Source organism: Chitinophaga silvisoli, assembly GCF_003412465.1.
Classification (GTDB): Bacteria; Bacteroidota; Bacteroidia; order Chitinophagales; family Chitinophagaceae; genus Chitinophaga; species Chitinophaga silvisoli.
The window spans coordinates 338,411-351,950 of sequence record NZ_QTJV01000002.1 but is presented as its reverse complement, the minus strand read 5'-3'; the positions used below and the strand labels follow the sequence as shown (position 1 = coordinate 351,950).

10 protein-coding genes are annotated in these 13,540 nt (G+C 43.7%); 5 read left to right on the top strand and 5 right to left on the bottom strand.

All coding sequences use genetic code 11. The features are described 5' to 3' along the window. Positions 1-215: 215 nt before the first annotated feature. Both DXN04_RS07510 and DXN04_RS07505 read left to right on the top strand, forming a co-directional pair. Positions 216-1,253, top strand: a complete 1,038-nt coding sequence (locus tag DXN04_RS07510; protein ID WP_116852713.1) for a sensor histidine kinase — start codon at positions 216-218, stop codon at positions 1,251-1,253. Between the two features lie 139 nt (positions 1,254-1,392). After that, positions 1,393-2,121, top strand: a complete 729-nt coding sequence (locus DXN04_RS07505) for a LytR/AlgR family response regulator transcription factor (protein WP_116852712.1) — start codon at positions 1,393-1,395, stop codon at positions 2,119-2,121. A gap of 91 nt (positions 2,122-2,212) precedes the next feature. Here the strand turns inward: DXN04_RS07505 and DXN04_RS07500 are convergent, their stop codons facing one another. After that, positions 2,213-2,968, bottom strand: coding sequence for a geranylgeranylglyceryl/heptaprenylglyceryl phosphate synthase (locus DXN04_RS07500; protein ID WP_072358356.1), 756 nt, complete (start codon positions 2,966-2,968; stop codon positions 2,213-2,215). 1,120 nt (positions 2,969-4,088) lie between these two features. On the opposite strand from DXN04_RS07500, the gene DXN04_RS07495 reads away from it, so the two are divergent. Then, positions 4,089-4,658, top strand: a complete 570-nt coding sequence (locus DXN04_RS07495) for a hypothetical protein (protein WP_147319870.1) — start codon at positions 4,089-4,091, stop codon at positions 4,656-4,658. Positions 4,659-4,678: 20 nt separating this feature from the next. Continuing rightward, on the top strand, positions 4,679-5,158 hold the full coding sequence (locus DXN04_RS07490) for a YcxB family protein (RefSeq protein ID WP_116852710.1): 480 nt from the start codon (positions 4,679-4,681) through the stop codon (positions 5,156-5,158). 67 nt (positions 5,159-5,225) lie between these two features. Here DXN04_RS07490 and DXN04_RS07485 read toward each other — a convergent pair whose 3' ends face one another. The 4 genes from DXN04_RS07485 to prs form a co-directional block, all read right to left on the bottom strand. Continuing rightward, positions 5,226-5,948, bottom strand: a complete 723-nt coding sequence (locus DXN04_RS07485; RefSeq protein WP_116852709.1) for a DUF2490 domain-containing protein — start codon at positions 5,946-5,948, stop codon at positions 5,226-5,228. 107 nt (positions 5,949-6,055) lie between these two features. Next, positions 6,056-7,513, bottom strand: a complete 1,458-nt coding sequence (locus DXN04_RS07480; RefSeq protein WP_116852708.1) for a SusD/RagB family nutrient-binding outer membrane lipoprotein — start codon at positions 7,511-7,513, stop codon at positions 6,056-6,058. A gap of 13 nt (positions 7,514-7,526) precedes the next feature. Beyond that, positions 7,527-11,222, bottom strand: a complete 3,696-nt coding sequence (locus tag DXN04_RS07475; RefSeq protein ID WP_116852707.1) for a SusC/RagA family TonB-linked outer membrane protein — start codon at positions 11,220-11,222, stop codon at positions 7,527-7,529. A 485-nt stretch (positions 11,223-11,707) separates the two neighbouring features. Further along, entirely contained in the window at positions 11,708-12,634 is a 927-nt protein-coding gene (prs, locus tag DXN04_RS07470) for a ribose-phosphate diphosphokinase (RefSeq protein WP_116852706.1), read from the bottom strand. Positions 12,635-12,770: 136 nt separating this feature from the next. Here prs and DXN04_RS07465 point away from each other — a divergent pair, with 136 nt between their 5' ends. Further along, entirely contained in the window at positions 12,771-13,538 is a 768-nt protein-coding gene (locus DXN04_RS07465; RefSeq protein WP_116852705.1) for a peptidase associated/transthyretin-like domain-containing protein, read from the top strand. The last annotated feature ends 2 nt before the right edge of the window (positions 13,539-13,540 follow it).

Below are 13,540 nucleotides of genomic sequence, written 5' to 3'. Positions count from 1 at the left end.
CTGCACCTGTTGCAGGATACCACCGGCTAATGGTATTTTTGAAAAGGAGGCGGCGGCCTGTTGAAGGAACTCTTTCAACCTGTAAATGTATCCTTTTGAATTTAATCATGCCGGCCGCGGGCCTTTTCCGGGATTATTGGCAGGAAAGCGATTGATTCAATGCTCCCGGGCCGGGCATTTTTGAAATGTAGCAGTTGTTTATTAATTTCAAATAGATGTTTAAACGAATATCAAAATATTGGTGGTGTCAGATAGCTGGATGGGCTGCTTATTTTGTCGTGAATATATTCTTCGCCTACTCCTACCAGGGAAGTGTGGACAGATCATATACCATCAATCTGTTGCTTATCATATTTTTTGGTCTGGTGGCCACCCATGCTCTCCGGAGCTTGCTGCAGCGCATCAACTGGTTCCAGTACAGCTTTGAGAGCCAGATGCTGTTATTCTTCGGATTGACGGTAGGTGCCGGGATTATTATTTATGTCGGGAACATTTCGGTCGGGAACCTGTTTCGCGATCTGAGCCAGCAGCGCACTTTTGCGGATCTTAAGACGGTCAATTTTCTCATTCCTATCTTTTTGATCACGGCTATCTGGTGGCTCATCTATTTTGTGTGGCACTATATAGACCGCAGCAGGAATACTCAGGTAGATAAGTTGAAGCTGGAGAGTACAGTGAAGGAGCTGGAACTGAAGACGATCAAATCACAGCTGAATCCTCATTTTATTTTTAACGCGCTCAACAGTATACGGGCATTGGTAGACGAAAACCCTCAAAGGGCGAGAACGGCTATCACAGAGTTGTCCAACATCCTGAGGAGTAGTATGCAGGTGGAAAAAGCGGAGACGGTGAGCCTGGAAAATGAGTTGAGTATCGTGAAGGATTACCTGGCCCTGGAAACGATCCGCTTCGAGGAACGCCTGAAAGTAGAATACGATATAGATCCTGAAACCCTGGAATTGCCCATCCCTCCTATGATGTTGCAGACATTGGTGGAGAACGCAATCAAGCACGGTATTTCAAGAATTATAACGGGAGGAACGGTGTTGATAGGCTCTCATGTCAGGGATATGCAGCATGAGATTACGATTGAGAATACGGGGCAGCTGTCGGCCTCAGGTCCGGGATTCGGGTTTGGGATCCAGAGTACGAGACAAAGGTTGAGTATGTTGTTTGGCAGCAGGGCATCTTTCAATATTTACAATAAGGATGGGGAGATGGTAGAAGTAAAGGTGGTGATGCCGCTGGTATAAGGTCCGGGTGGGCTTTCCGGTGAAAGAGGACCATTTTTATAACTGCACTGCTCAAGGCTGAGAGCTGGTCCTGGTTTCAAGTTGAATAAAATTCTTAGATTTATAGTAACGCGCAGCGATCAAAACAAAGCAACTGCTCATGAAAAAAGCTTTAATTATTGACGATGAAAGATTAGCCAGGAGTGAGCTCAAAAAGCTGCTGGCAGACCATCCGGAGATAGTGGTGGTGGGAGAAGCGGTGAATGCCAAAGATGGTCTGGACAAGATTGAAACCCTGCATCCGGATCTCCTGTTCCTGGATATCCAGATGCCTGACAAAACCGGTTTTGATTTATTGGCAGAGCTGGAGAAAGCTCCCCAGGTTATTTTCACCACAGCATACGACGAACACGCGCTGAAAGCATTTGAGTACAATGCCCTGGACTACCTGCTGAAACCGGTAGAGCCAAAAAGGCTGGCAGATGCCATACACAAACTGCATCAGCAGGAAGAAAAGGAAAGACAGGCCGAAGTTGGCGCGATCAGAACCATTCTCTCAGAAAATGACCAGGTATTTGTAAAAGACGGTGACCGTTGCTGGTTTGTAAAATTGCAGGAAATCCGCCTTTTTGAGAGTGTAGGTAACTATGCGAGGGTCTATTTTGAGACCAATAAGCCATTGATCCTGAAGTCATTGAATGCCCTGGAAGAACGCCTGGATGAGCGCACTTTCTTCCGTGCAAACCGTAAGCACATTGTGAATTTGCGGATGATAGAGAAGATCGATACTTATTTTAACGGTGGATTGCTGCTGGAAATGAAAGGGGGTGAAAAGATAGAGGTGAGCAGAAGGCAGGCCGTGAAGTTTAAGGAGATGATGAGTCTTTAGAGTGGGAGAAATTTGCAGGTTTAAAACTTAGAAATACAAGAAAAGTCCCCTCTCAGGAGGGGACTTTAATTTTTTTAAGTTGCAGGAGCTATTATCTTAACACAGGTGCTGCATGTACAGCATCTGCTATTTCTTTGATCAAAGAAGCATCTTTTTCAATAGCGTTTCCGACTACGATGATGTCGGCACCAGCTTTACAGTTCAGATAGGCTTTTTCAGCATCCCGGATACCACCGCCCACAATAATAGGGGCACTCACCTGGCTTGCCACGCGGGCAATCATACTTTCAGTAATTGGTTTACGGGCTCCGCTACCAGCGTCCATATAGACTACTTTAAGACCTAGCATTTCGCCTGCGATGGCTGTACACATGGCAATGTCGTCTTTGTCTGCAGGAAGAGGAGTAGTGTTACTGATGTAGGATACGGTTGTAGGTGCTCCTCCATCTACGACCATGTAACCGGTGGAAATCACTTCCAGTCCGCTCTTCTTCACTGCGGGAGCAGAGATGACGTGCTGACCAATGAGTAATTCCGGATTACGGCCTGAGATTAAGGATAAATATAACAGAGCATCTGCGTAGCGGGAAACCTGGGAGGGGCTTCCGGGAAACAAAACTACTGGTATATCACAGTTGGATTTCAACTGCTGTACACACTCGTCTAGATGAGAGGTAATCACAAGGCTCCCTCCAAGAAAGATATAGTCAACCTTTGCTGCTGTACATTTAGCAGCTAGGTCGGCTGCTCCTGCTGGAGTTACCTTATCCGGATCAATCAGTACTGCAAAGGATTTAACACCTTTTGCCTTCCTGTCGATGAAAGAATTGTATATTTTATTGTGCATCAAAATAGCATTGTTCCGGTTGTCGCAAAAGTATAAATTTTTTGGTAATAAGTCACAGTCTTAGATAAATATGCATGTGAGCTATTTTCTATAGAAAAATAGCGTGGTCTGGACCCCCTCTCTAATTTTACAGTCTGCAATCTTTGGGCCATTCACAAAGGTGTAACGGATAAACCAGCTAAAAAGTTATTTTTATCATATAAAATAAAAATATATTTTTTGAACAGTAAATACAAGCAAATTACGAAAAAGTTGAGTTTGTTGACTGGATATCTATGCCAGTTTGCGGTGAAACTCAATAGCAGAGGCCCTTTCAGCCCTATTTACAAATGTAAATTTCCTGCTGTCAGAATAGCCTTGAAAACGAGCTACTGGCCTCATTTTCAGGGTTTAGCGTACAGGGTCTTTGTTAATGATTTGTTATTGTGCCCGGAAAATTTTAAAGAAAAATAACATGCCCTTACATTTGTATTCAAATAGGGTTTTCATAGGATAGTAACAAATTGAGGGCGCCTTTCCAGGTGCCCTTACTATTTTCTCTAAGTTCTGATCTTATCTCTCTTTCTTATTTTTTACCGCATAGATTACCTGATAAGCCCCGATCTCTCAAAGGCACATTTATAACTTTCAACATAGGTTTTTTCATTGTTAGTTCGCGCTCCACAATATCTTTTTTGGAAAATATCTGCTGATTTGTATTAATAACAGTCGTAGTGAGGATTCCCCTCTTAGTTGGCATTTCCTATATATTCGTAAAAACTTTCATTTTGGATTTACCATAAATCCATTATTTTTTTATACGTTTTTTTAAGATTGATCTAATAAATTGGAGTATTTCAAATATTTATGCTGGTATTACCATTACTATATATATTTATTATATTTGTTATTGTATTAATTTTATTATGGTTACTGTCCTATGAAAAACCAATTAATTCCTACAGGCGTGAATCTTCATGCAATGTAAAATGACTCTCGAAAGCAATGGTTTATCCATTGCTTTTGTTTTTTTGGTGGGATTTTTACCTCATTGGCCGACCAAAATAGCAGGCTCGGGCAAAAACAGTTTCCATTTTTTGACCGGGATTTTGTATTTTTAGACTTACAAATATTTTACACTATGAAAAAGCTGCTGTTCCTGCTGTTGGTAAGTTGTGCCACAGTATCATCAGCAAGCGCCATTAGCGGAAAGAGGAAGCTAGATAATACCTGGAACGAGGAAAAAAAGAAAGATAAAGAAGGCGATAAGGGGGAAAAGGAAAAATGTAAGTCTGCTAACTGCGATAATTCTGATAAAGCTACTACCGTAACAAAAACTACCGCACGCGCTACCCGCGTTGAGGAGTACGTATGGATGTTACCAAAGGATCAGGATGGTGATAAGATGTATGAGGAGGATTTGAAGAAAGGGATAGTAGACTTATATAAATGGTACCTGCAGAATGGAAGCCGGATCAATACGAGCGACATGAAAGCGGTAGCCGAAGAACCTGCATTCCCTTTCAAAGTGGATGCGAAAACTTTAAAACAGTATTTTCAGTTTATCAAGAATAATTTTCCTGGTCTGAGCGAAGATGATCTGACAGATGGTACCCCTAAGAAAGCACCGGTGGCCAGTCATAAAAAATATGCTCCTGTAAGTACCAGGGATGATATGGAAAGCCAGATTTCCATTCCAGTTGTTAAATAAAAAATGTCTGCCTTGCCATAATGCATTTGGAGTTTAGTTACAATAAGGAGGAGGTTTTGCATGCATTGCGCTATCATTTCCTGCAGCGGGGTGAAATCAAAGTTTTCAGGAACACGCTTTTTATACTGCTGGTATTTACCTTATGTGGGTTTGCATATCAGCTGGTGACGGTGGGCGCACTGATAGGGATTGTCAGTATGTCAATATTGATTGTCCTGGTGTTTTGGTATATGCTCCCGGTATCCATTTATAATAATGCGGCAACGTTTCAGGATGATATTCATTTGAAGTATTCTGAAGATGGGATTGTGATTACCACGAGGAAGAGTGATGTGGAGAAAAAGTTGTCCTGGCATGTATTTACACAGGTGGTGAAGGCAAAGAATTTTTTCTTTTTATACAAGGGAAAGAAGGATTTTTTTTTGGTACCCACGAGTGCGTTTAAGACTGAGTTGGAGCAAAGAGAATTTGAGCGGTTAGCGAAGAATAAGATCAACTAAATAAAATAATTGCAAAAAAAGCGGGCAGTTCTCTGGACTGCCCGCTTTTTTTGATGTGCGAATATTTTTATAAATCGAAGTTGTGGAATACAGCAAGATGCAAAATATGCGTCATAGAATTATTTCCCGTAGCTGGCTGTACAAAGTGATTCATATACCCCGCTTCTACCTTGAGATTTGGCTTCAAAGCATAGCCCTGCGCAATTAAGAATCGATTCTGATCTACGAATTTATCATTGATCTCACTATTGAAAACATTCATAAAAAACTCATTCTGCAGAGCGAAATAAAAAGGAGTCGTTTTCTCTCCCTTCCGGATCGGGAACTGCGTACGGTTGAAATAGCGCAAACGATGCCCATATTTCCAATATTGCACATCCTTTGAACTCACTGTTTTCGCCCCTACCCAACGCTCCTCAAATCGAACGCGATGTGTCATATTGAAGGTCCGGGTATTATTCTTATAAATGAACTGCTGATAAATACGATGCTCCGGGAAGTACTGATCCGCCCCGTCACTATATGTTGTAATAAACGAATACCCCAGCAGATAGCTTGCATTCTTCCCCGGCGTATACTGCAATCCTGCCCTGCTCAGGATTTGCCCCTTAGCACTGATTCCATCCCGTATTCTCGCCTGAAAATCGTACGCAATCGCCCATTTCTGGTTAATCTGTGCAGTACCAAAATAAGTATACCAGTGGCTATAGCCCTGGGTGAGTTCCTGTGCGGAAAGTTGTAGACCGCCCATAAGCAGGCATAGTGCCAGCAGGCAAATTTTTGTGCGCATATATTAAATCACATAATAGGTTGAGTAGTAAAAATAAGAAATACAGCCATAAAAAAAGCCGGCCCGCTAAAGAGCAGGCCGGCAGGGTTTTATAAGTGATAGTTGTGTTAGTAAGTAATCCACCAGTTCTTCGTGCCCTTATTATCACCGCCTATAGCACTACCTGCAGCGGCGTAATTGGTACTGTTGGAGTTCGACTCCACTATTGGATAAGTGAGCCGGTAAGGCACCAGTGTCACATCCTGATCCAGTGAGCCGGAAACGGGTGCAATGAACAGAGCGGAACCATCAGGTTTTGCAAAGTTCAGGCGGATTCTTTCGAACCATGCCTGGAAACCCTGCGGATACAATGACAGCCATTTTTGTGTACCGATTACATTCTTCCAATCTCCACCATTATAAGGTACTGTAGCCAGGTATTCATCCACACCATCAGTTACCCCCCAGTACTCCATAGAAGCACGTACACCCGCTTCATAATAAGTAGCGGCATCACTGCCTACTGAATAGCCTCTTGCTGCCGCTTCTGCCAGTGTAAAGGCTACTTCTGAATAAGTCATCAGGATGCCTTTCATATCAGCACCATAGATCTTTGTACCAGGGTAAGAAGCTGTGCTGGGGCGATTTGCATCTGTGGTGCTCATCCCATAAGGCATACCATAGATTGTATCAATTGTAAGACCTTCTACTGGTCTTGCATAGATACCCAGTCTTGGATCATTGACACTCCTCATATAATCAACCAGTGTGGTTGTTACAAAGAAATCAATAATAGGCCTGTTGGTTTCATCCATCGGATACCTGTTGGGATCAGCACCCAGGTATGCAAATTCCGCATTGTCACTGTTACTGGTCATTGCTCCCTGGTAGTTTGCTTCTATCAGGCTTTTCGCCTTTGCATTGTCAGCATCCGCTATCCGGATAGCCAGGCGCAGCATGAGGCTATGACCTAAAGTTTTCCACTTATCTACATCTCCGCTATAGATCACATCTGCCGTGGAAAATGTAGGCTGAGAAGCATCCAGCGCATTGATATTTGCTGTCAGCGTATCAGCGAGTTGACTGTAAATTGTTTTTGCGTCGTCATACACTGGTGTTATATATTTTGTAACATCCAATGCTTGTGTATATGGTACATTCACATAAGTATCTGTCAGGATCTGCATGATCCATACTTTCAGAATACCTGCAATAGCATTCTGATTTTGCGCAGCAGGATTAGTGCCATCAGCATTCAGAATGCGGATCAGGTCCAGGTTATGCGCAGCTGCATACAGCGTGGTCCACAAAGCGCCATTGTTGTTTTCATCCAGTGAATACTGGCTGTCTGCAACCCTGGTATTGCCAGTCCAAAACTGTGCATACTGCATACCGATGTAGCCATTCTGCAAAGTGCTATACAGGATGTCCATTACACTTTTTTCTGCACCTGTGAGCAAATATGGAGGCTCGGTAGTAGTTGATTTAGTCGGATCGTGATTGATGCTATCCAGCTTTCTGCATCCGGCCATCATCAGCCCAACGAAAGCAAACAGCAAACTATATTTTATGATACGGTTAAGCATTTTGCGTCATTTTTTAGAATGAAACATTGAGGTTAACACCAAAAGAGCGGATGGATGGCAATGCACCACCTTCTATACCCACAATGTTGGAACTTGAATTGAGAATGTTGGACGGGTCTACGTTTGGTGCATTGCTATGCATCAACCATAAGTTACGGCCATATAAAGAGAGTCTTGCACTCTGTGCGTGGAAGCGTTTGTACCATGCCTCCGGAAGGTTATAACCCAGCTTTACTTCACGCAGGTAAATATAACTTGCATCATACAGGTTCGCTTTGCTCAAGGTTTTGTTTTCGTTGTTTACGAAGTAAGTATTTGCATCCAGCACTACGTCATTGGGTGTGCCATCTTCCTTCACACCTTTTGCGATGATACCGGTTTCACGCACATTGTTGTCAGCAGTGACATCCAGCAGACCAGAGATCTTACCATACATGTTGGTATAAGAGAAGAAATTGCCACCATGCTGGAAGTCGATCAGCGCAGACAGGTAGATCCCTTTGTAAGAGAACGTATTGTTGATACCACCTGTGTAATCAGGATAAGCATAACCAATAGGTTTGATATCTGAGATCAGGTAGTTGCCATCAGCACCTACGATGCGTTCACCTTTATCATTGTACACATAGTCGGTACCCATCAGTGTTCCCAGCGGCTGACCTACCAGGCCTACTACTGATACTCTTGTAGTACGACGGTCAGTTCCGATCGTTAACTGCGTGAGAGAAGTACCGTACTGGTCGATATTCATATTCAACACTTTGTTCTTATTGCGTGCAATATTCGCTACGATATCCCAGCGGAAACCATTCTTCAGGCGGATAGGATTCAGTGACAGTGATGCTTCAATACCCTTGTTCTGAACACTACCACCATTTACATATGTAGTGGTATAACCTGTAGCCGGAGATACTGTCAGCGGCATGATCTGGTCTTTGGTAGTTCGCTGATAGTAGGTGAAATCCAGGCCTACGCGTTCATCGAGGAACTTCAGGGCGATACCTGTTTCATATTCCTGTGTGCGCTCAGGTTTCAGATTCATATTGTATTTGGTAGGATAAGCCTGTGTGATTGGGTTACTGCCAAAACCAGCTACGAACTGGTAGATGTCATAGATCTGGTAAGGATCGGTATCACTACCTACAGCAGAAGCACTTGCACGTAATTTACCGAAGGACAGCCATTTCCAGCTCTTCAATAAATCGGAGAATACAAAGGATGCGGACGCAGATGGATATACATAAGGATTGTTTTCACTCATCAGCGCAGAGCTCCAGTCAGCACGTCCTGTCAGATCTAAGAACAGGAAGTTCTTATAAGAGAGGGATGCAGTTGCAAATGCGGAATTGATTTGTTTCTCATAATATTCATCGTACGGAGTCGCAGTAGTAACAGAGTTGTTCAGGTTATATACCAGTGGCAGGATCAGGCCTCCATTGGTAGCACCACCTGTTACAGTCCATTTACGGTGCATGATATTACCACCTACCAGGCCATTCAGTTTGAAATCTTTTCCAAGATCGAACTTCATATTAGCAGTCAGCTGGTAGTTCATTTCTCTTGCAGTTGGTAAACGCTTGATATAGCCACCTATGAAATAATCTTTTGCAGTACGTTCTTCCTGCAGTGAATTGTAGTTATCCATAAACACGCGGCCACTGAAGGTTAACCATTTGTTCGCTTCATAATCAAGGCCTGCATTACCGAAGATGCGGTTACGGCTATCGGTTTCATAATCCATGTAGCGGTTCCAGTATGGTCCGTTGCTGGAAGCAGGAGCAGGATTATCCCATGAAGTACGGTTCCAGGTGATCTGTGAACCATCTTCATATTTGTATCTCTTTTCCATATCGAGATTCAGCTGACGCTGACCATACATTGTAAACTGGAGGGTGGGGTTAGGTCCGGTGAAACCTGTACCAGGTCTGCCTTTCGCGGCGAATGCAGTGTAGTTTACAGAAGCTACTGCTTTCAGTCCTTTCGCGATTTCATATCCACCATTGAACGATACGTTGTTCCTGTTCATACTTGCATTAGGCAGTACGAATACCTGGTTCATATTGCCATAGGAGAGGCGGAAATAGCCTTTGTCATTCGTGCCGGCCATAGCAATATTGTTGGTGATGGTATACCCCGTTCTGTAGAAATCCTTCACGTTGTTAGGTTGCGCTACCCATGGAGTAGTCTGGCCAAAGTAAGGATTGCCCTTATCTTTATCGAAGGAGTAGTATGGGCGCACCAGCTGTCCTTCCAGTTTTGGTCCCCATGATTCATCTGCTTTGTATATCGGCATCAGGTCATATCTTCCTAATCCGTCATTGTCATCGTATGTAGCACTGGACTCGCTGGTGAAGGCTTCAGGATGTTCGTTGTAATAAAGCTTTTCAAACTTTCCACCACTACCACCACCATATTGATTCTGGTAGTGTGGTAAGATAGAAACCTGATCCGCTTGTGCATTCAGGCTATATGTTACACCGATACCACCGCCTACATCAGGACGTTTTTTGGTAGTGATGAGCATTACACCGTTTGCACCGCGACTACCGTACAGTGCAGTAGCAGCGGCACCTTTCAGGATGGAGATATTATCAATGTCTTCAGGATTGATATCTTGCAGAGAGGAACCGTAGTCATAACCACCACCACCATTCAGCTGTCCTGGCTGGTTACTGTTGCTGTTTACGAATGGAGTTCCATCTACAACTATGAATGCGTTGTTATCACCTAAGATTGATTTTGTACCACGGATGGTGATCTTGTTGGAACCGCCCATGGAACCGGTGTTTGAGGAGATTTGCAGACCCGGTACCTTACCTTGCAGGGCATTTACGAAGTTCACTTCTTTTGCTTCCTGTACGGCACTACCGCCTACATCTTCAATAGCATAACCTACTGCTCTTGTATTGCGCTGAATACCGAGTGCAGTGACTACTACTTCCTGCAATTGTTTTTTACCCGTAGAGGCTGCCGTCAATGTCACTGGCAGGGAATCCTTGCTGGTCAAGGGTATTGCCTGGTCGCCAAAGGTAGGTGCTGATATTTTGATGGTATCTTTCAGAGAAGCCTTGATAGAAAAGGTACCATCTACATTGGCTGCAACACCTTGCTTTGTGGACAGGTTCACTACCTGTGCACCCGGTATGGGCTGGCCTCCCGGTTGTTTTACCACACCATTCAATGTGAATTGACCAATCTCTTTCTTCAGTGTATTACTATCTGAAGGCAGGATCAGTGCAGATGTGTCAGAAGAAGTTTTCTTTGAGCTGTCACTAGCTGCAGTAGCGGGTTTGGTCGTATCCTTGCGGGTACTGTCACTCGCCTTATTATTAGGAGTAATCACTGCAGCAGCAGGTTGGGTAGTATCTGTTTTAGTACTATCCTTCGCCGTATTATTGGGTTTAATCACAGCCGCAGCAGGTTTGTTTGTGTCTGCTTTGTTGCTTTGATTATTATTGTTCGGCGTAATGGTCACAGGAGTGGCCGTTGCTGGCTTAGTCGTGTCTGTGGCCGGTTTGCCGGCAGAAGGGGTGATCACTACGGGAGAAGCGGACGGCTTCACAGTAGTGTCTTTGGGTTGCTGCTGTATTGTGCTTACAGCAGAATACGTCAGGATTGGCCGGTTAACGTTTGCGCTTGCTCTGTTGGGTCCTATAGTACAGTAAATAGCAAAGCACAGCCATAACCAGGTAAGTACATGGCTTCTCATTGTTATATTGCAAGATTTGGTTTAAAATTTTTTAGTAACAGGTTTCCGTTTCCTGTTTACAATACCTGATTCCTTCGCTCAATTATAATACAATCGAAATCTTCGGTACAATGAACCGGCTCAGGATTATTTCTTGGGAATTCCTGTAAAATGCCTTAACCACTGGCTTCTACAGTGTTGGTCTATAGGTGTGAAAATGCAACATCCGCATATGGTATTTTCCTGCCCCTCACCTGCGGTGAAGCACCGTTTCAAACAATTCAGTGTTCGTTATGTCAGTTTGTGTGTTTGTTGCGCAGCACTACTCTACAGCTCTTCCTTTCCAGAACGCTGTATATCAAACACCTTGCCAAGGCCCGGTGCCGGAATTGTGCAGTAATACTCACTTGATGAGATTACCTGAATGAGTTTACCAGGTATTTAAAAAAAGCCGTCGTTGATGACTGATGCATACGGCGGCTTAGTAAGTGAAGTGTGTTGGAATTTTATCCCTGGTGCTGAAAATAGTCAACTATGATCTTATCTACTGATTTTACTGTCAGCAAATCATCCTGTATACTTAGTGCATTCGGATGTGTATCTGCACAAATCACTTTTTTGATGATCCCGCTTTTTTTGATCTTCTCAAATCCGCCACCAGCAAATATTCCGTGCGTGGTGATGACGGAAATAGATTTTGCACCTGCATCCAGGTAGGATTGTGCAGCATGTATGAGGGAGCCACCAGTGCGGATCATATCATCATAGATGATGACATTTTTATTTTCTACTTCTGCATTGATACCTGTGATTTGTGTGGTTTCGCCGGAGATGCGTTTTTTGAATACAAAGGCTGCTTCTACATTCAGATCATTCGCAAGTGATTCCACCCACTTTGCTCTTCCTGCATCGGTGCTTGCTAATACGAATGGTTCACCGCCGCCTAATTCCATCGCTGCTTCTTTGACGAGGTCTTTGCCATACAGGTGAACTGGTCTTACCCCACTCTCAAAGTAGTAAGTGATACCGTCTACATGAAGATCCATGAGCACCACTTTGTTACCACTGTTTGTAGCGGGCAGGGCAGAAAAAAGTAAAGCCCGGGTTTTGGCCTTCACAATCTCGCCTGATTTGACGGCTCTTTCCATGGTGGAATAACCAAAGAAAGGTATAACCAGGTTTAATGCATGGGCATCCAGCTGGATACATCCATGGGCAATATCGAACAATTCCAGGGTTTCTTTGTCGTCAATGGTACCTCCCAGCACTATTACCTCTTTGCCATGTACCTGGCTCCTGATACGGTGATAATGCTCCCCGTCCGGAAAGTCACGTATTTCCAGTTTTCCTTCCTCCCAGTGGGGGGCCAGCGCCAGTATACGGTCTTTGAGATACTGGTAGCGCTGTGTTGCAAAAATGATCTTCTGAGGCATAGTGTTTGGAATATATGAGTGTTAAAAGTAATTATTTATAAATTAATGGTATGTTTAACGGCCATTAACCCCGATTTTTGAACATTAATCTCTATTTTTAACGTTTCATTTGCGAGGGGAAATTTATTTTTGAGCGATGCCTAGACGAATTAAAACGCTTCCCATCTGGCTTGGAGCACTATTTTTTAGCCTGTTTTTCTGTCTGCAGCACGCAGGTGCGCAGGTAAGAGTGTCGGGTCTGATTACGGACATTGACAACAGACAGGGGATTCCGAACGTTAGTATTATCAATAAAAAGACGCGGTCAGGGGTGTTAGGGAGTGAAAGTGGTCGATTTGAGATTGATGCAATGCCGGGGGATACCCTGGAGTTCAGCATGTTGACTTATGAACGAAAATTTGTAGCTGTACCTTCTACTTCTATGTTCATTAATGTGTATATGACCAAGCGGGTAATTACTATACAGGGTGTGGATGTAAGAGGGCGTAATTATGTGAGAGATTCGGCGGCTACCAGGCAGGAATATGCAAAGTATTTTGGATATAAGAAACCGGGAGCGATGGATGTGTTGAAGACATTGCCGGCGCACCCGATTACAGCACTGACATACCTGGTGCCCAGTAAGCAGAGGAAGCGTAATGAACACTTCAAAGAGCAGCTGGTATATTGGGAGAAGGAAAAGTATATAGATAACCGGTATAGCCCGGAATTGGTGGAGAAGATGACGCACCTGAATGGAAATGAGTTGGATAGTTTTATGATGAGGTATAGGCCGGGGTACCAGTTTATGCAGGATGCGACAGAGTATGATTTGATGTTGTATATTAAAAATAGTTTTGCTCAGTATCAGAAGGATAAGGCTGCGGGAACGCTGCCACCGGCGAAGAAAGAGGAGGAGCAATAAAA

Excerpts from the sequence above, each read along its gene's own strand:
- DXN04_RS07510 (WP_116852713.1), top strand. The coding sequence starts at position 216 with ATGTTTAAACGAATATCAAAATATTGGTGGTGTCAGATAGCTGGATGG.
- DXN04_RS07505 (WP_116852712.1), top strand. The coding sequence starts at position 1,393 with ATGAAAAAAGCTTTAATTATTGACGATGAAAGATTAGCCAGGAGTGAG.
- DXN04_RS07500 (WP_072358356.1), bottom strand. The coding sequence starts at position 2,968 with ATGCACAATAAAATATACAATTCTTTCATCGACAGGAAGGCAAAAGGT.
- DXN04_RS07495 (WP_147319870.1), top strand. The coding sequence starts at position 4,089 with ATGAAAAAGCTGCTGTTCCTGCTGTTGGTAAGTTGTGCCACAGTATCA.
- DXN04_RS07490 (WP_116852710.1), top strand. The coding sequence starts at position 4,679 with ATGCATTTGGAGTTTAGTTACAATAAGGAGGAGGTTTTGCATGCATTG.
- DXN04_RS07485 (WP_116852709.1), bottom strand. The coding sequence starts at position 5,948 with ATGCGCACAAAAATTTGCCTGCTGGCACTATGCCTGCTTATGGGCGGT.
- DXN04_RS07480 (WP_116852708.1), bottom strand. The coding sequence starts at position 7,513 with ATGCTTAACCGTATCATAAAATATAGTTTGCTGTTTGCTTTCGTTGGG.
- DXN04_RS07475 (WP_116852707.1), bottom strand. The coding sequence starts at position 11,222 with ATGAGAAGCCATGTACTTACCTGGTTATGGCTGTGCTTTGCTATTTAC.
- prs (WP_116852706.1), bottom strand. The coding sequence starts at position 12,634 with ATGCCTCAGAAGATCATTTTTGCAACACAGCGCTACCAGTATCTCAAA.
- DXN04_RS07465 (WP_116852705.1), top strand. The coding sequence starts at position 12,771 with ATGCCTAGACGAATTAAAACGCTTCCCATCTGGCTTGGAGCACTATTT.